General features: G+C 45.0%; 24 protein-coding genes and 1 tRNA gene. 6 read left to right on the top strand and 19 right to left on the bottom strand.

The annotated features are described in order from the left end of the window. Positions 1 to 107 precede the first annotated feature (107 nt). The 3 genes from BR02_RS15440 to BR02_RS16005 all read right to left on the bottom strand — a co-directional run bounded on the left by BR02_RS15440 (position 108) and on the right by BR02_RS16005 (position 1,255). Positions 108 to 260: a hypothetical protein gene (locus tag BR02_RS15440; protein WP_157834946.1), complete on the bottom strand. Its 153-nt coding sequence runs from the start codon at positions 258 to 260 to the stop codon at positions 108 to 110. Positions 261 to 523: 263 nt separating this feature from the next. After that, complete coding sequence (locus BR02_RS15100; RefSeq protein WP_274377124.1) at positions 524 to 934, bottom strand: TRAP transporter large permease subunit; 411 nt, start codon at positions 932 to 934, stop codon at positions 524 to 526. 198 nt (positions 935 to 1,132) lie between these two features. Beyond that, positions 1,133 to 1,255, bottom strand: a complete 123-nt coding sequence (locus BR02_RS16005) for a hypothetical protein (RefSeq protein WP_274377123.1) — start codon at positions 1,253 to 1,255, stop codon at positions 1,133 to 1,135. 183 nt (positions 1,256 to 1,438) lie between these two features. On the opposite strand from BR02_RS16005, the gene BR02_RS0109030 reads away from it, so the two are divergent. Next, positions 1,439 to 3,421, top strand: coding sequence for a DUF2779 domain-containing protein (locus BR02_RS0109030; RefSeq protein ID WP_031516350.1), 1,983 nt, complete (start codon positions 1,439 to 1,441; stop codon positions 3,419 to 3,421). A gap of 40 nt (positions 3,422 to 3,461) precedes the next feature. Here the strand turns inward: BR02_RS0109030 and BR02_RS0109025 are convergent. Then, a tRNA-Pro gene (locus tag BR02_RS0109025) sits at positions 3,462 to 3,539 on the bottom strand. Positions 3,540 to 3,833: 294 nt separating this feature from the next. Here BR02_RS0109025 and BR02_RS0109020 point away from each other — a divergent pair. Further along, complete coding sequence (locus BR02_RS0109020; protein WP_169738592.1) at positions 3,834 to 4,298, top strand: hypothetical protein; 465 nt, start codon at positions 3,834 to 3,836, stop codon at positions 4,296 to 4,298. A gap of 41 nt (positions 4,299 to 4,339) precedes the next feature. Here BR02_RS0109020 and BR02_RS0109015 read toward each other — a convergent pair whose 3' ends face one another. Both BR02_RS0109015 and BR02_RS0109010 read right to left on the bottom strand, forming a co-directional pair. Then, on the bottom strand, positions 4,340 to 6,733 hold the full coding sequence (locus BR02_RS0109015; RefSeq protein ID WP_051688234.1) for a heavy metal translocating P-type ATPase: 2,394 nt from the start codon (positions 6,731 to 6,733) through the stop codon (positions 4,340 to 4,342). A 46-nt stretch (positions 6,734 to 6,779) separates the two neighbouring features. Further along, positions 6,780 to 7,136 carry an ArsR/SmtB family transcription factor gene (locus BR02_RS0109010; RefSeq protein WP_031516343.1) on the bottom strand — a complete coding sequence of 119 codons (357 nt, stop codon included), beginning with the start codon at positions 7,134 to 7,136 and terminating at the stop codon, positions 6,780 to 6,782. Positions 7,137 to 7,289: 153 nt separating this feature from the next. Here BR02_RS0109010 and BR02_RS0109005 point away from each other — a divergent pair, with 153 nt between their 5' ends. Next, positions 7,290 to 8,123: an MBL fold metallo-hydrolase gene (locus BR02_RS0109005; protein ID WP_031516341.1), complete on the top strand. Its 834-nt coding sequence runs from the start codon at positions 7,290 to 7,292 to the stop codon at positions 8,121 to 8,123. Positions 8,124 to 8,168: 45 nt separating this feature from the next. Here BR02_RS0109005 and BR02_RS0109000 read toward each other — a convergent pair whose 3' ends face one another. From BR02_RS0109000 to BR02_RS0108945, 12 genes are all read right to left on the bottom strand, one after another. Next, a complete protein-coding gene (locus BR02_RS0109000; RefSeq protein WP_031516339.1) occupies positions 8,169 to 9,191 on the bottom strand; it encodes a sensor domain-containing diguanylate cyclase in 1,023 nt (340 codons plus the stop codon). An 86-nt stretch (positions 9,192 to 9,277) separates the two neighbouring features. Next, positions 9,278 to 9,832, bottom strand: a complete 555-nt coding sequence (locus BR02_RS0108995) for a pyruvate kinase alpha/beta domain-containing protein (protein ID WP_031516337.1) — start codon at positions 9,830 to 9,832, stop codon at positions 9,278 to 9,280. Positions 9,833 to 9,846: 14 nt separating this feature from the next. Next, a complete protein-coding gene (locus tag BR02_RS0108990; protein ID WP_031516335.1) occupies positions 9,847 to 11,400 on the bottom strand; it encodes a helicase-related protein in 1,554 nt (517 codons plus the stop codon). 34 nt (positions 11,401 to 11,434) lie between these two features. Continuing rightward, a complete protein-coding gene (locus BR02_RS0108985) occupies positions 11,435 to 12,256 on the bottom strand; it encodes a DEAD/DEAH box helicase (protein WP_238442439.1) in 822 nt (273 codons plus the stop codon). Between the two features lie 175 nt (positions 12,257 to 12,431). Continuing rightward, entirely contained in the window at positions 12,432 to 13,280 is an 849-nt protein-coding gene (locus BR02_RS0108980; protein ID WP_031516331.1) for an ABC transporter permease, read from the bottom strand. Beyond that, positions 13,277 to 14,206 (bottom strand): ABC transporter ATP-binding protein, encoded by a 930-nt coding sequence (locus tag BR02_RS0108975; protein WP_031516329.1) that lies wholly within the window; start codon positions 14,204 to 14,206, stop codon positions 13,277 to 13,279. Before BR02_RS0108975 ends, BR02_RS0108980 begins: the two co-directional genes overlap by 4 nt. Further along, entirely contained in the window at positions 14,203 to 16,455 is a 2,253-nt protein-coding gene (locus BR02_RS0108970; RefSeq protein WP_207641005.1) for a hypothetical protein, read from the bottom strand. The genes BR02_RS0108975 and BR02_RS0108970 overlap by 4 nt, the downstream gene beginning before the upstream one ends. Before the next feature lie 2 nt (positions 16,456 to 16,457). Continuing rightward, positions 16,458 to 17,846 (bottom strand): PD40 domain-containing protein, encoded by a 1,389-nt coding sequence (locus BR02_RS0108965; protein WP_031516325.1) that lies wholly within the window; start codon positions 17,844 to 17,846, stop codon positions 16,458 to 16,460. A 14-nt stretch (positions 17,847 to 17,860) separates the two neighbouring features. Beyond that, positions 17,861 to 18,385, bottom strand: a complete 525-nt coding sequence (locus BR02_RS0108960) for an RNA polymerase sigma factor (protein ID WP_031516323.1) — start codon at positions 18,383 to 18,385, stop codon at positions 17,861 to 17,863. 124 nt (positions 18,386 to 18,509) lie between these two features. Next, the gene (locus tag BR02_RS0108955) at positions 18,510 to 19,430 is read right to left on the bottom strand and encodes a complex I NDUFA9 subunit family protein (protein ID WP_034639105.1); all 921 of its coding nucleotides are present in this window, start codon (positions 19,428 to 19,430) and stop codon (positions 18,510 to 18,512) included. A gap of 201 nt (positions 19,431 to 19,631) precedes the next feature. Next, positions 19,632 to 19,829: a hypothetical protein gene (locus BR02_RS0108950; protein ID WP_031516320.1), complete on the bottom strand. Its 198-nt coding sequence runs from the start codon at positions 19,827 to 19,829 to the stop codon at positions 19,632 to 19,634. A gap of 42 nt (positions 19,830 to 19,871) precedes the next feature. Beyond that, positions 19,872 to 20,339: a 2-thiouracil desulfurase family protein gene (locus tag BR02_RS0108945; protein WP_031516318.1), complete on the bottom strand. Its 468-nt coding sequence runs from the start codon at positions 20,337 to 20,339 to the stop codon at positions 19,872 to 19,874. A gap of 102 nt (positions 20,340 to 20,441) precedes the next feature. On the opposite strand from BR02_RS0108945, the gene BR02_RS0108940 reads away from it, so the two are divergent. Both BR02_RS0108940 and BR02_RS15640 read left to right on the top strand, forming a co-directional pair. Continuing rightward, the gene (locus BR02_RS0108940) at positions 20,442 to 21,326 is read left to right on the top strand and encodes a DMT family transporter (RefSeq protein WP_031516316.1); all 885 of its coding nucleotides are present in this window, start codon (positions 20,442 to 20,444) and stop codon (positions 21,324 to 21,326) included. A gap of 88 nt (positions 21,327 to 21,414) precedes the next feature. Beyond that, positions 21,415 to 21,552: a hypothetical protein gene (locus tag BR02_RS15640; protein WP_169738591.1), complete on the top strand. Its 138-nt coding sequence runs from the start codon at positions 21,415 to 21,417 to the stop codon at positions 21,550 to 21,552. A gap of 77 nt (positions 21,553 to 21,629) precedes the next feature. Here BR02_RS15640 and rnhA read toward each other — a convergent pair whose 3' ends face one another. Beyond that, positions 21,630 to 22,088: a ribonuclease HI gene (rnhA, locus tag BR02_RS0108930; RefSeq protein ID WP_031516314.1), complete on the bottom strand. Its 459-nt coding sequence runs from the start codon at positions 22,086 to 22,088 to the stop codon at positions 21,630 to 21,632. A 156-nt stretch (positions 22,089 to 22,244) separates the two neighbouring features. On the opposite strand from rnhA, the gene BR02_RS0108925 reads away from it, so the two are divergent. After that, a complete protein-coding gene (locus BR02_RS0108925) occupies positions 22,245 to 23,738 on the top strand; it encodes a metallophosphoesterase family protein (RefSeq protein WP_031516312.1) in 1,494 nt (497 codons plus the stop codon). Positions 23,739 to 23,775 lie beyond the last annotated feature (37 nt).

Genomic DNA, 23,775 nt, shown 5'->3' with positions numbered 1-23,775 from the left:
ATGTTCCCACAAAATAAAGTTCTTCCGAAACATACCCCGCAAACCCGCATTCTACCGTTGGGAAAGTTCTTCTGAAACTCCTTTCTCCCCCTTTCCCCTCCAATTTTTTAACCCCTTAAAATCAAATTGTCAGACAGCTTAGGATAATAAAGTTCTTCTGAAACTGCCCTCAAAATTTCCAATTTTATATTTAAAAAATCAATTTTTCTCCTCCCCTTTTCTCCCCCTTTTTTCCTTTTTCCTCTTTTCCCCTTTCTCACTTGAACATTAACCCCTGTCTTAACCCCTGTCTCTTTCCCTGCTTTAAACCCAGTATTATCAACTGTTTCAGGAGTTTTCTCATACTCCTTAATCCTTGGCCCTGGTATTCTTCCTGTTTTCTGCCCGCCTTTTCACTCCTGTTTTCTTTCCCTTATAACCCTTACCCATGACTGTAAAAATGGAAAAAACCACCCCTTTGACAGGAGTGGTTTCTGAAGAACTTTATTTACTTCGGAAGAACTTTAAATGGTTCAGAAGAACTTTATTTGTATCCTACAACAAATGTAGCCAGACAAACAGGGGGTGTAAAAAATGAAGCCAAGCCAAAGAAGATGATAAAAAGGTGAGCTGTTATGGGTTCTAGCCCTAACTGAACCAAGGCCGGTCCGGTAAGAACAGCCAGTGTCATGTAAACCGGAATGGAATCAAGCCCCATACCCAGAATAAAGCTAGCCAGCCCCACCACCAAAAGGGTAAGCAGTAAATCCCCACCACTAATATCCAAAATGAAACTTGAAAATTTTATACCTAAGCCACTTAATTGAAGGGATCCAACAAGCATGCCCACAGAGGCAGTGATAATGGCTATAGGAGCCCATCGGATAGCTGCGGTCTGAAGTGCGTCGAATATTTTTGGCAGGGTTAGCCAGTTATTCTTGTAAGCCCGGAGAATCTTGTACCCTAAACATGTATTAACCTCCTTAATTATTAATGCTGTCTGAATTATAGCATAGTTTTTATGCTTTATGTATTAAAAAGAGGCTAATCCGACGGGACAGCCCTCTTTCATGTGTGTATTAATCTAGATATGCCCTTGCTTTAAGGCAGCAGTAGTGTTTTTTATTTATAACTAATTTCCGGCTTTCGTAAATTAATTATCTCTGCCCATATTATCCTGTTTCGATGTTTTTTTAGCCGTTACTTCAGCTTTGTTTCTACCCACTTGATGACCTCCCTTGTTTGTAAAATCCCCGCCCTCTAGAAATATAAACACTGAAGGCCCGGCAAATAGGGGCTGTTTAAACTATACCCCCTTTCTTCTAATCAATTGTTAAGCAAAAGAGCCTGTCCCTTGCCACCAATATTTATAAATACAGGGAAATTACCTTGCAGCGTCGAAATGGAAAATATTTAGTTCACTTTAAGGGTTTCGATAATTCTGCTAGGGAGTGATTAAATGCCACCAAGATACTTCACCAAATCCCATCTTCAATTGGCATTAAAATGTCCGACTAAATTATTTTACCACGGTAAGCCGGAATACCCCAATCGAAGTATTGAAGACCCCTTTCTGCTGGCCCTAGCGGATGGGGGATATCAGGTGGGCGAGTTGGCTAAACAATATTTCCCAGGAGGATATCAAGTTGACTCAATGGATTATGATGATGCCCTGAAGCAAACAAACCAGCTTTTACAAAAAGAGCGGGTAATTATTTATGAGGCCGCTGTCCGGTTTCGCAGTTTTTTTATACGGGCAGATATTCTGGTAAAAAACAATAATCATTTGGCACTGATTGAGGTCAAGGCAAAGTCCTTTAATGGCAGTGACGAAAGCGCTTTTTTAAATAAAAAGCAGACTGCAATTAGATCGGAGTGGCAGTTATACCTACAGGACGTGGCCTTTCAAAAGTATGTAATTAACAATGCCTTTCCGGCTTGCAGCCTCAATGCCTTTTTAATGATGGCGGATAAAGGGGCCCTGTGCCCCACTGACGGATTAAATCAGAAATTTAGAATTACCAAAAACAAAAATGGAAGAAAGAGTATCCTTGTGTCCCAAGGCTTGTCAGAGGAAGATTTGGCAACCCCTATACTTACCAAGGTAAACGTCGACGGGTGCTGCGAACTGGTTTACCGGACAAAATTTGAGAATGACCTTTTTAGCGGCACTTTTATTGAATACGTTAATCATTTGGCAGAACACTATGGGAATGATCAAAAGATTTCAGTATTCCCCTCTTCAAAATGTGCCAACTGCGAATATAAGGCCACTGATCAAGAGAGAGCCGCCGGACTAAAAAGTGGCTTCCACGAGTGCTGGAAAGAAAGCCTTCAGTGGACCGACGATGATTTTTTAGAATCCACCGTACTGGATATCTGGAACTTCCGTAAAAAAGATCAGTTAATTCAAAAGGGTCGAATTAAACTAGCGGCTCTTCATGAAAATGACATTCTCCCCAAAAGCGATGGTCAGCCTGGTATTTCCACCAGCCAACGTCAATGGTTACAAGTTCAGAAGGCAAAAAACAAAGACTCATCCCATTGGATTGATTTGGTGAATATGAAGCGGGAAATGGATTCATGGGTCTACCCGCTGCATTTCATAGATTTTGAAACTGCAATGGTGCCAATTCCTTTTAACAAAGGCAGGCACCCCTATGAGGGAATCGCCTTTCAGTTTTCCCACCATGTAGTATATGAAGACGGGCGCATTGAACATCGGGGACAATATCTAAATACTGACCCAGGGGTTTTCCCCAATTACGATTTTATAAGAAAGCTAAAATATGAATTGGAACAAGACCAAGGAGATATCTTTCGATATGGGGATCATGAGAATACCTACTTAAACATAATCTATAACCAATTGAAGACGGATCCCAATGACATTCCTGATAGGGATGAGCTGTGTCAATTTATCCGTTCCATTACCAAGTCAGTAAAAAGCAGCCCTGAACAGTGGGAAGGTTCACGCAATATGAAGGATATGCTTAAATTGGTTAAGCGCTATTATTATGATCCGGCAATGAAGGGCTCAAACTCTATAAAAAAAGTATTGCCGGCGATCTTAAACAGTTCGCAATACCTACAAGAAAAATACAGCCAGCCGATCTATGGCCAGGAGGGCCACATTCCCAGCCATAATTATAAGGATTGGAAATGGGTAGAGTATAAAAATGGCTCTGTTGTCGATCCCTACAACCTATTACCAAAAATGTTTCAGGATATAACAGATAAGGATTTTGAGTTGTTATGCGACGATGATGTGGTGAAGGATGGCGGTGCAGCTTTAACAGCCTATATCCGAATGCAATTTGAAGACATGTCTGATTATGAGCGAACCGAATTGGAGAAAGCCTTATTAAAATATTGTGAGTTAGACACCTTTGCCATGGTTATGATTTATGAAGGTTGGAAGGATATGGTTGCATTACTCTAAAAAAACAAGGCTTTGCCAACTGGCAAAGCCTTGTTTTACTTGGTCGGGACGACAGGACTTGAACCTGCGACCTCTACCACCCCAAGGTAGCACGCTAGCCAAACTGCGCCACGTCCCGATGTATATGGTTGCAAAGATTATTATAACTAGGTAAGTTGAAAATGTCAACTATCTTGTAAACCGGACAATAGCATGTGAACAAGTAAGCCACAATAACAAATTATACTCTCATTTTCAATAAAATGCAATAGTATTTCTTCTGGTATGTTTTGCCACAATTCCAGTTATAATAATCATTATATTGGAAACAATGGCATAAACAGTATTATAACAGAACGGTGAACACAATGAAAAAGTTTCGCCTTTCACAAGGGAAATGCACAGTTATGTCGAATGTATTAAAAAATAAGTATTGGAGGAGATTGCCATGCACACCAGTTATTTTGATCAAGAGGCAGTGAATGAATTAAAAGCAAGATTAACATGGATTCAAGTACTGGGTTCTGAAAAAAGGGTTTATCTCGCCATAGCAGATAAAGCTGTCACCGATGAAGATTTTAAACCTGTAAAGGCAGTTTCTGTGCTGGAATTTGAAAATAACAAAAATAAGTTGCTAGATATAGGTTTTCAATATAAAGGTTTAGGCCGCACATTAGTTGTTCGCAACGCCTGCGCATTTAACTGGCAAGTAATAGAACGCACTGAAACAAGCTCTCCACACAAAATTCTTTTTACCCTCTATTGTTTAAAAGATGTTGATTCTCCTAACTCCCTTACTGCAAAAAAATACATTTTAAGCTTTAAAAATTGTCCCAATGACCAGCGGATCTCCGAAGATTATGTAATGATTTCCGACGCTAATGGCGGTATGCATTAATAGAAAAACCGGAGGGTTTATGTTATTCCCTCCGGTTTTATTTATGGTTTAACTCTCAACAATCTCATGCCGTTTAAAATAACCAGCAGGGCAGCGCCGGTATCTGCCATTATCGCCATCCACAGGTTGAGTATCCCCGGAAATACCAGGGTCACCGCCGCCAGTTTTACAAGCAGCGAAAAGGCAATATTTTGCTTAATTATTCCCCGGGCACCTTTACTTAATTTAATTAAGTAGGCCACCCTGGTAGGGTCGTCAGACATTAATGCTATGTCTGATGTCTCTAAAGCAACATCGGTGCCGGTTCCTCCCATGGCAATGCCCAGGTTAGCAGTGGCCAAGGCCGGTGCATCGTTAACACCGTCACCCACCATGGCCACTCGCCGGTGTCTTTGCTGTAACCCTTTGATGGCCCTCACCTTATCTTGGGGCAGTAAATTAGCCTTAAGTTCATCTATGCCCACACTTTTGGCGATTGCCTCGGCGGTTCCCCGGTTATCTCCGGTGAGCATAATGGGCTGCACACCAAGGTCTTTTAATTGCTTTATTGCCTCAGAACTACTCTCCCTCACCCTGTCAGCCACTGCAATGATTCCTAAAATATTTGACTTGCAGCCCACCAACACTGCTGTCTTACCCTCTGCCTGCAGTTGTTCCATGGTTTCTTTTACCTGCTGCAAATCATGTTTTAAATCTTTGCCAAATAGCATTGGGTTGCCCACATAGTAATTTTGCCCCTCCACCTTTGCCTTTGCACCCTTACCCACCAAGGCTACAAAGTGCTCTCCGATGGAATAATTTACGTTTGCTTTCTTAGCCTGCCGCAGCACTGCCTCGGCCAATGGGTGTTCTGAGCGCACTTCAACCGCAGCGGCTATGCCAAGTACTTCTTCTTTACTGTTGCCCGGCATTGCTATCACATCAGTTACTTCCGGTCGACCCAGGGTAAGGGTACCTGTTTTATCAAAGGCCACTGCCTTAATGGCTCCCGCCTGTTCTAAATAGGCCCCACCCTTGATCAGCACACCATGCCTGGCGGCATTGCCGATTGCCGACACCACTGAAACCGGCGTAGAAATTACCAAGGCACAAGGGCAAGAAACCACCAGCAAGGTGAGGGCTTTATAAAACCAAGGTGAAAACGGTTCCGCAAAAAGTAAAGGAGGTACAGCTGCCACCAATACAGCCAGTGTTATTACAACCGGTGTATAATAACGGGCAAATATATCTACAAACCTCTGGGAAGGTGCCTTTTGCTCCTGGGCCTCTTCCACCATATTAATAATGCGGGCCAGTGTGGTATCCCTTACAAGTTTTGTCACCTGTACCTCAATGGAACCGTTGCCGTTTATTGTACCGGCGAACACTTCGTCTCCTGGGGATTTGTCCACCGGCATTGACTCCCCGGTAATGGGTGCTTGATTGATGGCAGTTTGACCACAAATTATTTTGCCGTCTACCGGTAATCGCTCACCGGGACGAACTATGACAAGATCACCCACCTCCACTTCCGATACCGGCAGCACCGTCTCCTTACCCTCTCGCTTTACCAGCGCCGTCTCCGGAGCAAGCTGCATCAATCCCCGAATAGAATTGCGGGTCTTTTCCATGCTGTAAGTTTCCAGGGCGTTGCCAAGTGAAAATAAAAATATCACGGTGGCCGCCTCTTCCCATTGACCAATTCCTACGGCACCGAGCACCGCAATTATCATCAGCACATTCATATCCATGCTGAAACCCCGGCTTAAGGAATAAAGTCCTGCCCTGGCCGGGTAGTAACCGCCTGCAACTATTGCTAAGCTAAAAAGGACAATGGAATAATTTTGTGGTGCATCCAGCCAAAGTGTTAAAAAACCGGCCATCACAAACAAGCCTGAAATTAAAGTTGTCAGCACCCGCCGGTTTTGTATCCAGAAGGCGGCCGGAACACTATGCTGCAGGCCATCGGCAACGGCGCCATAACCCATCTGCCTGATACTGTTAATAATGCCGTCTATATCACCGGTATGCTTAATTTTTAAGGTGCCGGCCCCAAAATTTACTGCGGCCTCCTGTACACCGGGCATTTTCTCCACCGCTTTTTGCAGTTTGGCAGCACAATCGGCACAGTCCAACCCCGTTAACCGTAGCAGATCTTCCCTTTCTGACCCATCGCTCTTTGGCTTTGCCACGCCGTATCCCAGTTTTTCAATATGCCTAACCAGGTCACCCCGGTGCAATTTACCGGGCCGGTAGTCCACCCTTAATTTAGCGGTGGTAAAGTTAACTGCCGATCGTACAACACCATCTAAAGCGGCAATTGATTTATCCAATTTAGCGGCACAGTCAGCACAGTCCAAGCCGGTAAGTATTAAGGTATCAGAGACAACGGCCTCACGGCAGCTGCAATTCTCTCCCCCCGGGCAGGCTGATTTTTGTGTTTTTATATCTGACAAAAGGGCACCCCTTTCCCATGTTTATATTTGAGCAACGGTTGAAATGTTATCCTCTATGAGCCAGGTGCTCAAGCCCTTCTTTAATCAGGTTGATCACATGATGGTCGTCTAAGGTGTAATAAACCACCTTACCTTCTTTCCGATACCGCACCAGTGCCGCTCCCCTTAGCAGGCGCAGGTGATGTGATACGTTGGATACAGTGGCGTTTAGTACGCTGGCTAAGTCGCAAACACACATTTCTTCTTTGGATAGAATGTAAAGTATTTTAGTTCTTGTTTCATCCCCCAGCACCTTAAACAGTTCTGCAAGTTTGCCCATCTCCGGAATTTGGCCGTCATTAAACTTTGCCACCTTTTCAGGATGGATACATAAAACACTACATACATCATCTTTTCCATTCAAGTAATATCACCCTGTCCTTAAAAAATTATCACTTCAATAGTTGTTTAAATGTTCACGCGTATATTTTAGCATCAATTAGCCTAATATTTCAATACATATGCAGGAAAAATTTTACCTGTATAGAAATAAGTAATAATTATGGAGGTAATTTAAATGAGTGATTTGAGAGTAGTTACATTATCAGAGAACACCTGTGTGAAGAGGGGCTTGCTGGCTGAACACGGTTTATCGCTATTGATAGATTATAAAGGGTACCGTTTGCTTTTCGATACCGGTCAGGGCCCTTCAGTGGTGGCCAATGCCAGGGCACTGAGCATAGATTTAAAACAGCTTAATGCCATTGCACTGAGTCACGGTCACGATGACCATACCGGGGGCCTTTTGGGTGTATTGCGTAAAACAGGGCCAATAGATGTCTATGCCCATCCCGAAATCTTTAAGGAAAAATACAAATCTATGGCCCACAACAGCTATCAGTGCTGCGGTGTCCCTTGTTCATTAAATGAATTGACAAGTGCCGGTGCCAGGTTTAAATTAAACACAAAGGAGGTACAGCCGACACCCGGCCTTTGGCTTACCGGAGAAATTCCCCGGATAACCGAATTTGAAAAAACCGGTGAACGTTATTTTATTGAGGCTGACGAAAAATATATTCCTGATACCATGTTAGATGACCAGGCACTGGTAGCAGTAACGGCAAAGGGACCGGTGGTGATTACCGGCTGTGCCCATGCCGGGCTGGTAAATACCTTACACCATGCAGCGGCACTGACTAACAGCAATCACATCTATGCCTTGGTAGGCGGCACCCACCTGCACAGCGCTTCAGCAGATAAACTGGCCAAAACCATTGATGCCTTAAAGAAGTTCAAGGTGCAGAAGCTAGCAGTAAACCATTGCACCGGTTTTAAAACCCAGGCAGAACTCTACAGGGTGTTCGGTGATAAATTAATTATCAATAATACCGGCGATATATTAGAATTTTAAATATTAATAATATAAATGCGACAGCGTGAACATCCCCTGTCGCATTTATAAATATTGTACCTTGTTTTTACCTTTGGCCTTGGCCTGGTACAGTGCCTTATCTGCCCAATTCAGCAGCTGCTTAGCCTCCCTTGCATTTTCCGGGTATGCAGACACCCCAATGCTAACAGTAATCGCTCTATGTGGAAAATTATGATTGTCTATGTTTTGGCGTAATTTTTCTGCAAGGGCAAAACCCTGTTTTAAGGTGCTTTGCGGTAAAATTACAGCAAACTCTTCACCGCCATACCTAAACACTGTGCCGCCATTTTCGTCTATTGTATCAGTCATAATGGAGGCTAATATCTGCAGCACCTCATCCCCTGCCGGATGGCCATAATTGTCATTATAGTGTTTAAAGTCGTCCACATCTAAAAGAAACACACAAAAGGGCCTCTGCCTTTTAAAACTGCGTTCAACTTCCGAGTTTAAACATTCCATGAAGTGCCGGTGGTTACGCAGGCCTGTTAAGCCGTCTGTAATTGACAATTCCCTCAGTCTGATGTTTAATATGGCATTTTCCAATGTCAAGCTCATTTGCATTGCATATAGTTCTAATATCCTGATCCATTCCTCGGAGAGTGATTCGTTTTTTAAGTTATAGGCAACAAGTAAACCTTTGGTACTTCCACCCCGGCTATAAAGACAGCATACTTGCACACATAAGTTGCATCGGTGACTGCAGCTGCCACAGTAGCTTTGGTTTAGGGAAATTACCGCTACCCTTTTTTGTAATGTTTCTTTTAAAACTTTTTGTACTCCGTCACACAGCCAAAAGGGGTCTGTTTCTTCCTTATGGCGGCTGTTAATTAGTTCAATAAAGTTACCTTTTTCATCAATTGAATAAAAAGCACATTTGTCTACGCCGGTAATATAACTGAACCCGTTAGTTATCTGATTATACATGTTGTTAATATCCTGTTCCGACGCAATCTGTGCTGCTATCCAATGTAAATCAGTTAATCTTTTATTTACTTTTAGTAATTGCTCTATTTTTAGAGACATATCTTTATCATTGCTTGCCGGCATTTGGTCCTCACCCGTAAACTTATTTATTAAATTATTCTACCAGCTGGAATTAAAATCCTTCAATAATATCTTTATGTTTTATTTTTTTAGTGGTGTTCAAAATCCCTGGGCTTACATATTATTTCCCTTACTTTAGTATCAAAAAAATAATTGGAATGGGCGGGGGTTAACAAAAGTGCAGTATCAGCGCCATCGCCGGTGCCGGCCACCGCCACCACATCTTCACCATAGGGAATTAACCCTGCATCCAGTGCCATGCTTGCCACCTCAATACATACCTTTGTGCCCTGGCCAAACATACGCAGTGCGCTGGCAATAATTTCTGCCGGGTACACCCCGCTAAACTTAAAGCGACAGGCCCGGTCAAGCCCAGCCATCAGGTGGGTGGTGGTAAGCACTGAAATACCTTTGTCTTCTAATTGTTTGCGTCTTTCAGGTGTTAATGATCCCTGGCCCGGCCCATAAAAGCCCACATGGTAAGTAACGCATATTACTTTAAATTGATGGCCTGACAATTTTTCAGCGGTATCCCCGGTTTTAGAGGCTACCACCACATGTTTAATATTATGTTTTTGGGCATATTCCACCACCGCCGCCACCGTTTGTTCGGTATTGTCCTTGCCGGCCTTCTCAAAATACATATTAAACAACCTCCTTAGAATAACACAGCCACTTGGTCTCGATCAAGGGTTCTTCTAATGCCGCGAATTTTCTCCTGCAATGATAGGTTTCCCTCCGCAGCTTTTTCTAATTGTCGCAATAGGTCAATTGTTCGTCTAATTATAGATACCAGGTCGCCCTCTTGTAAGCTACTGTTTTCCAGCAGATGGTCAAAATCTTTTCCGTTGTACCAGGCATGGGCCAGATAACCCGGAACCGGTGACCACACCATATATTCCTGAGGTACGCCCATTTCCATTAATTCTGCCCGCAGTTGGTTTACAGCATCAAAGTCGTAAGGTGGAACTTGCACATATTCGCGCCTGCCGGGAACATAGTCAACACCGGCCAATACCCCCGCCACCACATCGGCAGGCATTTCATCAATTAAACCTGAAAAAACCAGCTCGGTTACGAATATTTCTTGGATGTGCAAATGCAGCGCAAATTTACCCCGGGGCAAAAGTTCCCGTCCTTTTATGTACCCCAGCCGTTCTAACAACCGGCGCATTTTTTGAAAGTCCACTGTGTATTGGCGGGCTTCTATACCCAGTTGTTTTTTCTTTAACTGCAGCATATCCAGTTTGCTGTTCATTTCCCGTATAACTGCGGTGGCCTCAAAGCACCTGTCCTGTTGGCACTTCTTTTTAGCCAGTGATTTGAGTAATCTTTGTATTTCCTTTATTCTTGTCTGGGAGCCTGGGCGCTGCCGGTATTTGCGACTTTTTAGCCGGTGCATTTCCCTTTTTAATTTTTTGTGCAGCAAGGGGCAAGAGGTGCTGTCCCTTTCTTCACAATAATAAGCACTCATTTCCCTAATGGTATTATTTATTTTCATAATTTTATCGGTCACATCTTTTAAGCGGCGTCTCTTTTGAAAGGCAGAAAAATTGCTTTTTAAGAAGTGTTCTATTTCTTCATCGGTCTTCCACATTAACAAACTTAAAACAGTGTTGGCAGAAACGGTAAGCCGACCATGTACCATTTCTACACCGCTTTCTTTAAAAAAACCCGTTTCTTCGGGATGGTCTTCACTGATTTGGATATATACATAACCCTGTTCATCAAAACCACGGCGCCCGGCCCGACCGGCCATTTGAAAAAACTCCCTGTTTAAAAGCGAGCGGAATTCCCGTCCATCCCATTTTCGGCAAGATTCAAAAACAGCACTGGCAGCAGGAAAGTTAACCCCAGCAGCAAAAGTCTCAGTGCAAAACAATACCCAAATTAAACGGCTCTCATATAAACGCTCCACAATACGCTTTAAGGCCGGCGAAAGACCGGCATGGTGGTAACCAATACCCTGTAGCAGGAGTTTTTTTAGTATTGCCCGGTCCCGGTGCACAAACATGTCAGGGTGATCAGCTTCGGCACTTGCTATTATTTGCTGCACCTTTTCTTTCTCGTCGGCATATAAAAAATCCCACTGCCTGCTTAATTCAATGGCTAATTCTTCACATTTTGCCCGCCCAAAAACAAAAAAAAGGGCCGGTAACTTATCCTGTATCAAGTCAATTACTTCAGATGGGTCTTGTAACGCCCGTACCATATGTACCCTCCCGTTGAATTTATGTATTTAAATCCTACCTGTAGTATTTCTTTCTGCCCCTGGTTCTTAACTGCTGTATTTCCTCTTTCCGCTTTTCTATTAGTTTTTTAACCCGACGCTTGGCTTGGGATTCATTTAAGATGTAATTATCCGGTGAAACCCAGTTTATTTCCAGGGGTACTGCCCGCTCCCTTTCTTCAACCACCAGCACATCGGTATTGCGCACCTCGGCAATCCAGGTGGCCACTTCTTTGACGTTGGGTACAGTGGCCGATAAGCCTAAAATATTAATGTGCGGCGGGGCAAACAATATTGATTCTTCCCAAGCAGTTCCACGGTGGGGGTCATCTAAGTAGTGAATTTCATCAAATACCACATATGCAATGTTATGTAAATCTTCTAGGTCCTCAAAGCATTTGTTGCGAAAGATTTCTGTGGTCATCACGGTAAGAGGCGCATCCCCATTAATGGTGATATCACCTGTAACCAGACCAACCCGCTTATCTCCAAACATTTCTTTAAAATCAGAAAATTTCTGGTTAGATAATGCTTTTAGGGGCGAGGTATAAATTAACCCCATACCCTCACCCATTACCTTTTCCGCCAGTTTTTCGGCAATCATTGTTTTGCCGGTACCTGTGGGGGCAGCCACCAGCACATTCCTGCCGGCCAGCACCGCCTCAATGGCCTCAACCTGAAAATCGTCCAGCTGTATTGGGCCGGTGGGGGCAATTGGTGCAGCGGCCTTGCGCACCGGGCGCCTCTTTAGCTGCGGGTACCCCTTATGTTTCAGTAAGCGCCCCTTGCCTTGTTTTCTTCTTCTGTCGCCCATGTTTATTACCTTCTTATCCGACAAAAAACACTTCCCCCTCTTTTGAGCTATATTATAATGCTTATACCCATTTTTTATTAATTTATCCATATCAATAAAATTCCCTGCATATAATTAGTAATTATTTATCAGTAATCTGTTTTTGGATTAAAAAAGGCCGATAAGGTTATCGGCCGGTTAGATTTATATGGCTAGGGCTTTAATTCCGAAAGCCCTGTATATTTGATTTTCGCAGGGGATTTAGTATGCGGCCGCTCCATATTAATAGCAGCAGGCCCATTCCCAGATAGAAGATGATATATATCAGCCAATAGGGTAACACCCATTGTACATCACTGCCAAAGGGCGGTCCTTCGCCCAACAGCCGAATTAACATTATCACCGGGTTGATATCAAATAAAAACTGCACCGATAGGGGAATATCCTCCGGTCGGGGAAAAACATTTCTTCTGGTCACATCATATATAAAGGCTCCTAAAAAGGCTGTGCCTGCGCCTAAAAAAGCGGTAAAACCATAGGCTGTTACGGTGCTGATACCGGTACGTTTAAAATATGTTGAACAGGCTATGCCAATGGCAGCAAATAAAAACATGGTTACCAGGTAGAAGCCAAACACTCCCAAAAGCTGGGCAGGGGCAACACCCCCATATATAAAGACTATGCTGTATAGGGGTAAGGTAGACAGCACCAACAGCAGGGTAAAGGCACAGGACGAAATCATTTTACCCACCACTATACTCATTGGACTCAGTTGGGTGGTGAGCAGCACATTTAGCGTTTGTCTTTCTCTTTCACCGCTAATGGTGCCGGCGGTAAGTCCCGGAGTGACAAAGCCCAACAAGATCAGCTGCGAAACACTTAAGATGATAAATATTTCCTTACTGTGGTAAGGGTCAAAGACATGGCCGCTGTGTAGGTCGTTTAAGTATATAATTCCCAATGTAAAGCTGCCGATTACCAATAAATAAAGGAAGATTATTGCCGGAGTTTTAATGGTGCGAAAGCGCTGGCGCAATTCCTTTAGCAACACCGGATTGGAAATAATCATTGTTTTTGCACCTCCCCGGTCACCGCCATAAAGGCATCTTCTAAATTTGCCCTGTGTTCTGCAAACTGCAACACATGATAGCCCTGGGCAACAAGTTCTTTGAGCAGCACCCCTTGGGCGTGACGCCCGTCATTAAATACCACCCGGGCACAGTTGTTTACATCCTCCACCCGCAGTACACCCGGGTACTGACCCAGGTAGTCAATTAGTTCGGGCAGGCGGTCTGCCACTTCTACATTAATCATCCTGGTGCTCTTGTCCCCGGCAGTAATATCTGTAACCGGCCCATCGGCAATTAGTTGGCCGTTTTCCATTATGCCCACCCGGTCGCATATTTCCGCCAGTTCCGGTAAAATGTGCGAGCTAATTAACACTGTTTTGCCCATGGCCTTAAGGTGACGCACAATTTCTTTTACCTCAGCCCTGGCCCTGGGGTCTAAGCCCGAGGCCGGTTCATCAAGGATGAGTACCTGGGGGTCATGTACCAGGCAGCGGGCCAGTGCCAACCGCTGTTTCATTCCCCGGGATAAATTATCCACATAACTATCTACTTTATCGCCCAAGTTTACTAACTCTAGCAGTTCTTCAGCCAATTTATCATGTTTATTTTGGGGAATCTGATAGGCTGAAGCAAAGAAGCTCAGGTACTCACCGGCGGTCAGCCCGTCATATACTCCAAAAAAGTCTGGCATATAGCCAATTAATTTTCGCACCTCTTGGGGTTTTGCTGTTACTTCAATACCGTTTACCATTGCCAAGCCGCTGTCCGCAGGTAAGAGCGTTGCCAATATGCTCATGGCGGTGGTTTTACCGGCGCCGTTGGGGCCAATAAGGCCGTATACTTGGCCCCGGGGGATGGTGACACTAAAATTTTTTAAGGCCACAGTTTTGCCAAAACTCTTATTTAAATCTCTTATCTCAATCATTCTACCACCCCTTCCACCGCCAGCCCGGGTAGTAATATGGGGACCGGGCTGCTTCTTTCTAAATGGGTAATTCTAAACTGCATCCGCCGGTGTTCAGATAAATATCGCTTCAGGTCATCACCTTCCAGCGACACCTGTGGGGGTGACAACTCTTCCCATTGATTTTCTTTCCAGTTATAGACGCTTATTTTATGGCCCACATATTCATTCAGGTTTGATAATTTTACCGAGGTTACATCAATGTTGCCGTATTGTGAAGGTAGGCGCAGGTTGTATTCGATGGTGATGTCGCCGCCTTCTGTCATGTATCTGCCGTCGGGAGTGTGGTGCATTGGTCCGGAAAAATCAACTATCTGCAGCGGAATAATGCCCGGCGGCAGACTTATTTTGCCTGACTCCGGAAAAGTCAGCGGTAGTTTCTGTAGCACCGCAGCAGTTAGGTAGTTATCACCGTTTTCTATCTCCATTAATCCGTCCAGGCTCTCGGTGTAGCCAATAAGCTGTGCCCCTGCAAAACCGGGTTGATAATAACCAAATCTATAATGGGCCTCCCTGGTATAATGATCCATTATAACATCGGCCGGGAAATTTTCTCTCAAATCCCACTCCCAGGAGAAAAGTCTGGTGTTCAGTAAATCACTGTCCACTGTTATTTCTTCACCCATCTTTAAATTACCAAGCTCAATAACGCTTTCGCCAATCACCATTATGCAGTCTTCTAGGTCTGTATTGGTGTTGTTGTATAGTTTGCCGCTAATTTTATTATCTTTCAGTTCCAGCTCACTGATTATAGTGCCAAAATCATTGGCCACCTTATAAGTTGACGCCTGACGCGCCGACCAAAAATCTATGTCTGTAAAATTAACCAGTTGACCATCCCCTGTATTTTCAACCACTGGGGGCCTTATGTTAAAACCCGCATATCTGACATTAGGCACCACCAAACCCAGACCCTTGTCTGTTAACAGCAAGTTTTCGCCCCGGGGCGATACATAGGTGCCATCGGCTCTAATTTCTGCCACATCTTCTCCCAAAACCTCCACCACCGCCAGGGTGTTGCCCAAGGGAGCCTTAAGTTTGTGGAAAGGCGCAGTGTAGTACATTACACCGGCCACTATAATTGCTATTGCAGGAATACAAAACCATGCCAAGCCACGGCGGTTGCTCCGCCTTAGTATCCAGTATAAGCCGGGGGCCACCACCAGCATATAGACGCCCCACACACCTATCATCAGCTGTATTGACGGCATTTCCAGTTGGGGCAGTTTTGCACTGGCGTGCAGCATATCACCCCTATGGGCAACACTATAATTAAAGTATTCTTCGTCGAAAATTTCTTCCCACAAGCCGGTGTCTTGGGCTTCAATATGTTCAAATCCCAGCGCACTGTATATTACCCGGCCCCGGCCAAGGTCGTTAATAGCCACCAGGGGAATGTCGTCATATATTACTTTGCTTCTACCTTTCTCTAACATACCCACCGCCGCCGGTATGGCATCGGTGCTTTTTCGCAAACCGTTTAAGTGGCCGGCCAGGGTGGTATCGCCGGTTACCAGCACCGGGCTGATGTCAGCAAAGGGCTGACCCTCTCGGGCACCTGCCCCCTTTGGCAAAATCAAGGTGCCGCCCAGTGCCACCCAGTGGCGAATGGTTTCTACCTGCTCGGCCGAAAGATATTCCACATTTTGCTCATCTATCATCAAAAGGTCTGCGGCCAAAAGGGCCAGCGGGTTGGTTGGTACCTCATTGGGATCTAGGTATTTCATCGTCAGCATGTGCTTACGATTGGTTTCTAACCAAGCAGGCAGACCCTTGGCCAAGGGGGTTTCTCCAACGGTGACGGCCACCATCTCGCCACCCACCGACATACCCTGAACAAGATCACTGGCTACTTCCTCCCCGTTGGCATAAAGAGCAACTATAGCTTGCCCACTTATCATCTCCCAGGGTATGACAATAGAAGTATCTATGCGCTGATAAGCCGGTACCTGCACGGCCTGCCGGTACATCACCTGTCGGTGGCTTTCTTCCCCTGCAAAAGCCCTTTTTTCTGCAACCACCAAATAACCGTCTTCAATGGCAGGGCCGTTATTGGCAATGCTGATGTTTAAATTCACCGGTTGATCCATTTTATATACTCCGTTAAGACCCGGTCTCACTTGAATTATGGTTTCCGCACCAAAAGCTGTGGCAGGAAGCGCAAGCATCAACACAGTCAGGCATATAATTATTATTCTTTTTATACCCATCATTATTTCTCCCCTCGATTGATCAGCCGTTTTTCCAAATCAACTGTCATTACCACTGCCCCCAGCCCATCTTGGCGGGTAAAAAATAACATATTACCCTCGGAGTTAAATGCCGGGTTATGACAACTGTCAACCACATCCAGCAGCAGCACCTTTGGCTCCCTTATGCCTTGTAGTTCCATTTGCTTAAGCCACTCTATTTCTTTATTTCTGTCACCGCCCTGGGGGCTCACCAGTAAGGTGCTCATGGCCAGCCAGTTTTCATTTTGTTTTAACCTTTTTACAATACCGCTGCCATCGGCACCGGCATAAACTGATCGTATTTCGCCTACCCGTTGGTGCACCGTAAATTGTGGCGAACCATCGGGCATAAAGGTGAGCACCTTTTCTTGCTGCCTGGTGCTAACAAAGGCCAGGTAGCCGTTACCGGACCAGACAGGTTGTTCCCCTTGACCTAACACCACTTCGGTACCATCGTTAACATCAACTAAAACTAAATTATCATTATCATCTGCACTTGGGCGCTGCAGCACTAATTTTGTCCCGTCAGGGGACCAATCAGCCCTTTTGCCCCCGGTCACCATTTGGGTGTTGCCCTCCATATCAACTAACCATACCGCAGAATTGCCCCCTTCATCCACCACCGTATAGGATAGCCTTTCTGCCCCCGGGGACCAGCTGAGATCGGTCAGCTGCATACCGAAGTCACCCACCGCCAGTGGCTGGAAAACCTCGCTTAATGTATCGGTTTCTGTGTTGTTAAGCCCCTCAAAGGTAACGACACCAAGCTGTGGCCGCCCCCCCTCAGACTGCCTTACTATGGCCACCTGGCGGCCGTCCGGCGAAAAAGCCGGGGAATGATATATCCACTGAGGCGATAAGGTCAAGACCCTGTACCGAGCATTTTGGGCATTCTGGGCATCGGCAAAGAGAATTTGTCCATGGCGGGCCACCAACAGGTCACCCTTTGGTGAAAGAGTAAAGGACATGTTGGTGTCTGCATTCCAGAAATGAATCACTTCCCTAGGGCTGCCCACCGGCTGCAGATCGGCCACGGCAGTCCTTTGCCACACCACTGCTATTATTGTCAGCAAGAGCAGCAAGGCTAAAGCAAGGGCCAAAGGAACTTTAAACCTGCTTTGCACCTGCTCCCTTTCTATTAAAGTACCCTTGGCAGCAGCGGTGTCAGGCCGGTATTCCCTTATCTTTTTTCTCAGTTCTTCTTGCAGTTGATAGTTTACCGGCACTGCCTTTCTTACTTTACGCATATGCTCTAAAAGTTGGGATACCGACTGTTTTTCTGTACTTTTATCTTTGTCGGCAGGGCGGCGGTACTGGTCCATGGGTAGCACCTTACCCTCCCCTTGCCGGCCTTTATCGTTTTTATTCATTTGGTCTCGCCCCTCTAACCAATTTTATAATGTCGCCGCAGCATTTTAATAGCCCGATGGTGAATCATTCTCACCGCCGATTCTGTTTTACCAAGCACCTCTGCAATTTGAGCAAATCGCAGTTCACCGGCGTAGCGCAGGGCCATGACATCTCGGTATTCCCATGGTAGCGTTTCAAGTAAATTGCGCAGTTCTTGTACCTCTTCTCCCAACAATACTTCTTCTTCGGGATTTCCCTCCCGGGCCTGTTGCTGATGCAAACTCTCATCTGTTGTTACCAGCTCACGACTACCTCGCACATGATCCACATAAACGTTGTGTGCAATGCGAAAGAGCCAGGATGAAAAGGAACTCTGACCCCGATAGGTATGAAACTTCTCCAGCGCTTTCATAAACACCACCGCCGTTAAGTCATCGGCATCCCAAAGATTGACCAGCCGATAGCGCAGGTAGCGGTTAACGGCGGCAAAGTTGTTATTATATAGTTCTTCAAAGGAAAGCTCAGTATCAGGGTGCACTCGCTCAGTTAAACACTCCATAGTTTCCTCCAGCTTTTTGTGTTGTTACCTTATAGACGTAAAGGCAAATGTTTTTGTAACAATTAATTAGTAAATTGCCATAAAAATCCTAAAAAATATGCCTGTATAGTGCAAAAAAAGGAGCCTATTTAGCCCCTTCATCTTTATCTTGGTTTTTAACTTTATAACGAAGATATTCCAGCCCTTCGGCTAATCTTAACGGTTCAAAGCCAAAATGCTTTTTCACGGCGTTAATATCGGTGGTATTGTTCACCGACAATAAGGCCAATTCCCCCGTAGTCACCGGTGGGTCTGACATAAACCGCTGCATCACTGCCGCCGCCAAACGGGCCAACACCATGGGTACAGGAACCTTGGTCTTCTTACTGTCGGTAATTTCCATCACCGTATCCAGCATTTGCTCATAGGTTAAATGCTCCGGCCCCCCTAGATCAATACACTTGTTAATATATTGATTAGGCTGCCCAGCCACCTCCAGTATACATTTGGCAACATCTTTAACATAAATGGGTTGAAACTTTGCAGACCCATCCCCGGGAAGGGCCACCACCGTAGGGGTCATACGAATTGCCTGCAACAGCCGATCAACAAAACCAAAGCCAGGTCCAAAAATCACCGAGGGCCGCAAAATAGTATACTTTAGGCCGCTATTTGTAACCTTTACTTCTGCTACACCCTTTGAATAAATATATTTAAGTTTTGGTTTGGTGGTACTTGCTCCCAATGCACTGACATGTATAAAATGCTTTACACCGCATTCCTTGGCTGAATTTAAAATGTTCTCTGTGCCTTTAATATTTATATCTTGAAAGGTTAAACCCTTTTTTTCGCGAATGATGGCTACCAAGTGTATAACGATATCCACTCCGGTGCAAGCAACGGCCAGCGATACCGGGTCGTTAATATCTCCCCTTACCAGTTCCACCTCTGGCAAATTGACATCTTTTGTATCCCGAACCAGGCATCTCACCTTCAGTCCGGCCTTATACAAGGCATCTACCACATGGCGACCCAGGTAACCAGTGGCACCGGTCACTAATATCATGATATCACCCCACTTTACAATTATATACCTGTTTGGCAGATAGGTATAGGGGGATATTTTTTATTGAGAACGTGAAAATTATCTTTATCTCTCTCATTTATTGATTTTCTTTCTTTATGTATGTAAAATATTACTAACATTAATATACAGTCCGACGATTGATGAAGTTATCGATCCCGGGCTGTTTTTTTATTCAGGCTGCTATAAAAATGCCCAAACTAACAGCTGGCCCAAAAGGCCCATGACAATTCCCGCCGCCGCCAATTTTAACCAGCGCTTATAAATTGCATCGTTCTTAGGCCAGCCCCCGTAATTTACCAGACGATAGACAGCGCCAACCACAGATACCATAAAAAGGGCGATGCCAAAGATAATTAGTAAAAAACTAACAACAATCATTATAATACCCCCATAGTCCGGCCCAAGAAAGTGGCCGGCCGATTACCGCAGCAGTTCGGAGTAGTTCTCTTCAGAGTATATTTTAATACCCTCCTGGGCCAGCAGCGCTGCCAATACACCTTGCCCCGGTATTTTAACGCCCCTAAAGGTGCCGTCATATATATTCAATACACCGCAGGAGGGGCTGCGCTCTTTCAATATGGCAGCCTTAACACCCTCTTGCCGGGCAATTTTTAATATTTCCTTTGCACCGGCAACAAATTGCCCGGTAACATTTTTACCCCTGTTATTCCATACCGCTGCATCCCCGGCAATAACATCACGGCCGTCACCGCCTTTTATTTCACAGGGTAGGCGCGGGGTAGGCAGTCCGCCCATTTCCTCCGGACAAACAGGAATGGCCCTGCCCTCTTCCACCATTTTAGCTATACAAAGATCCAGATTGTTACCACCGTCATATCTGCAGTTTTGGCCTGCCAGGCAGGCGCTGACCAGAATTTTTCCCTTCATTAACACTACCACCCCTTCTGCCCATTAGAAGCTATAGAAAATACCTGAATAAAATGATAAGATTAAAAATACTGTTGATCTTTTATATTGCGGAGGTTAAATATGAAAAAAGGTTATATTTTGGTGGCCATGGGTGCTGCCTGCTGGGGTTCCGTGGGAGCCCTGAGCAACTTTCTCTTTGAACAGGGTTTGTCATCTTTCACGGTGGCAAATTACCGTGTGTTATTAAGCATGATCATAATAGGATTGTATTTACTAATCTTTAAACGCACCGCCTTCACAGTACACAAAAAAGACCTGCCGCTCTTTGCCTTGATGGGTCTAATCTCCGTTTGTTTGTTTAACATGGCATATATAGGTGCTATCCGGTTAACCACCATTGTAACTGCAGTGATACTGCTGTATACCGCACCGGTATTTGTAACAATTATCTCTCGTTTTACCTTTAAAGAACCAATTACCTTACAAAAAGCGGTGGCCCTGGTACTTACTTTGGCGGGTTGTGCACTGGTTGTAGAGGCCTATAATCCGGCTAATTTAAAGCTAAATTTTGTTGGTATATTAGTGGGCCTGTGCGCCGGACTTACCTACGGATTATACAGTATTTTTGGCAAAAAAGCACTACGCGCATATTCATCTTGGACCACTGTATTTTATTCATTTCTCTTTGGTACCTTTTTTATCTCAATTGTGGGCAGGCCCTGGGAAACTGTATCAATGTTGCTGGACAGCACAACGCTTACTTTTTTGCTCCTAATAGCCCTGATACCCACCGTACTGGCCTATGCCTTATACACAGCGGGACTGAAATATGTGGAGACCAGCAAAGCATCCATTGTAGCCACGGTGGAGCCGGTGGTGGCTGTTTTATTGGCAGCACTGCTATTTCAAGAGTATCTCACCTGGCCGCAGTTTGTCGGTGTACTAATGGTGCTGGCCAGTGTGGTTCTAATTCAACTGCCGGCGGTTAATAAAAAAGCTGCCTAATTTATCGGCGGTTAGCGGTTAACTGTACATTCTAATTAACCCCCTTGGGCAACATAATGCTAAACAATTAAAGAGGAGGGGTTACCATATGGATGACAGAAGGGCAGAAAGCCCCTTGGCAGGCACCACCTGGGCTTACCCAAACACAGGCTTTTGGGTAGTGCACGTCATCGGTGTTATTGTGGTGGGTTACTTGGGCTATCATATTTTGAGCGGCACCTGGTAATTAAATGGGGAACGGTCTTTTTAACCGTTCCCTTTTGACTCTTTCATAAACCATATAAGCTGTTATTTTCAAAATTGTTACTGTGGCCTATCTTCCAGCGGCGTCTTTTCTTTAATTGCCTTCACAGCCAGTTCATCACACCGGTTGTTAAACTTATTATCAGCGTGGCCCTTTACCCACACCCACTTTACCTGGTGTTCAGCCACCAGCTCCAACAGCCTAATCCATAAGTCAACATTTTTAGCCCGCTCTGTTTTATTGCGCATCCAATTGTTTTTTTGCCATTTTTCTACCCAACCCTTTGTCATGGCGTTTACCACATATTGGCTGTCAGTATATAAGGTCACCCGGCAGGGACGTTTTAACGCTTCAAGGGCCTTGATTACAGCCATAATTTCCATGCGATTATTTGTAGTGTTGGTGTAGGCCCCGGACATTTCTTTTAAATGTTCCCCGTAAATCATTACAACACCGTACCCACCTGGCCCGGGGTTGCCGGAACAGGCACCGTCAGTATATATTTCAACCTTCTGCATTAATATTACCACCTTATTTTTAAAGTACGAAAATCAACATTCTATATTTTACCATAAACAAATTACGGCTTACAACCGGCTTGATTTGAGCGTCCCAGGATAAAATAATTTAAGGCAGCAAATTTACATACCGGTTATGCCTTTATGGAGTGAATTATGAATACCAAGGTGAAAAGATTTTTAATTATTATTGCACTGGCTGCATTTATTTCTTTGGCTTTCTTGCACTTTTTTGGGGGCACACAAATAACCGTTGAAGGCTTAGAGTTTCAAATTGATACTTCTTTAGCTTATCGGGGGTCGACACAGCTTGTTATCCCACCCTTGGGATCAATACGCGCTTATACCCATGATACCCCGGTAAGGCTCACTGTAACTCTGACGAACATTAATTTAGAACGGGTTCAGCAACTGCTGGAAACTGCCCCTGACCAGGAGGAGATATTTCAGCACCTGGAAGAAGACCTGCGTCAAAGAGCAAAGCGTTATGTAATAAGTTTGATTATCATGTCCGGCCTTGCGGCTTTACTGGCAGGTCTTGTTTTACGTTCCACCAATATATTTGAATATATGGCCGCACTGCTGGCGGCCATGGCACTGGTGGGCTCACTGTTGGGTGCTACATATAAAGATTATAATTATCATCATTTTTCTAACCCGGAATACGAAGGTGCTTTAAAAACCGCACCCTGGATGATTAGTATTGCAGAAAATACACTGGCAAAAATTGATACCCTTGGCCATAAGCTACAGCTGATTGCCCAGAACTTTAATGAGCTTTATCAGCAAATAGACCACTTACAGCCCCTGCAAACCGCCCAGGGCAACATTAAGGTGCTGCATGTGTCAGACATTCACAACAACCCGGCAGCAATAGAGTATATAGACCGCATGGCCCAACTGTTTGCTGTTAACTTCATCATCGATACCGGAGATATAAGTGACTTTGGCACCCCGCTGGAAGGATTACTGCTGGATCGAATAGCAAACTTAGGGGTTCCCTATGTATTTGTGGCTGGCAACCATGACTCCCCCGATATTATTAACAAAATGAACAGCTTGGGACCCAATGTCATTGTGTCCGACGGCCCGGTGGAAATTAGCGGTTTGCGCATTATGGGCTACCATGACCCCGCCTCGGTGACCGCCCATCTTACTCCCCCGGCCCCCGGTGAAGTGGAAGGATATATCGAAGAAATTAGGCAAAGGGTGGCAGAGGAAGTAAAAAGCTCCGGCAGGCCCATTGACATCATTGCAGTGCACAGCCCCTATATGGCAAGGCCGCTGGCCGGACTGGCGCCTGTTTTTGTTTTTGGGCACAATCACCAGTATGAGGTCACCACCGATAAGGGCAGCGTCATGGTAAACGCCGGCAGCTCCGGGGCATCGGGATTGGCCACACTGCAGGAAACCCAAAGAAGGCCCTATTCGGTAATGATGCTGCATTTTTTTAAGGATAACTCCGAAACTTACCTGGTGGGCGTCGATGCCATTCAAGTGGACAGCATCACCGCAGAGTTCAGCATGCAGCGGCACTTGTTCGACCATATGGATCTTAAATCCCTAAACTTTAAAACACGTCAAAATCCGGAGGAAGCAGAGGAGCCAAATGACGGTCTTTTGCCTTTGGAAAGGGAAGGTGGCGACTAATTGGCTAAGGCTTTTTAGAAAATTCCCCTTAAATTTT

The sequence above is a fragment of the Desulfofalx alkaliphila DSM 12257 genome (assembly GCF_000711975.1).
GTDB lineage: Bacteria > Bacillota > Desulfotomaculia > Desulfotomaculales > Desulfohalotomaculaceae > Desulfofalx > Desulfofalx alkaliphila.
This window is presented reverse-complemented; position numbering and strand designations above follow the sequence as displayed.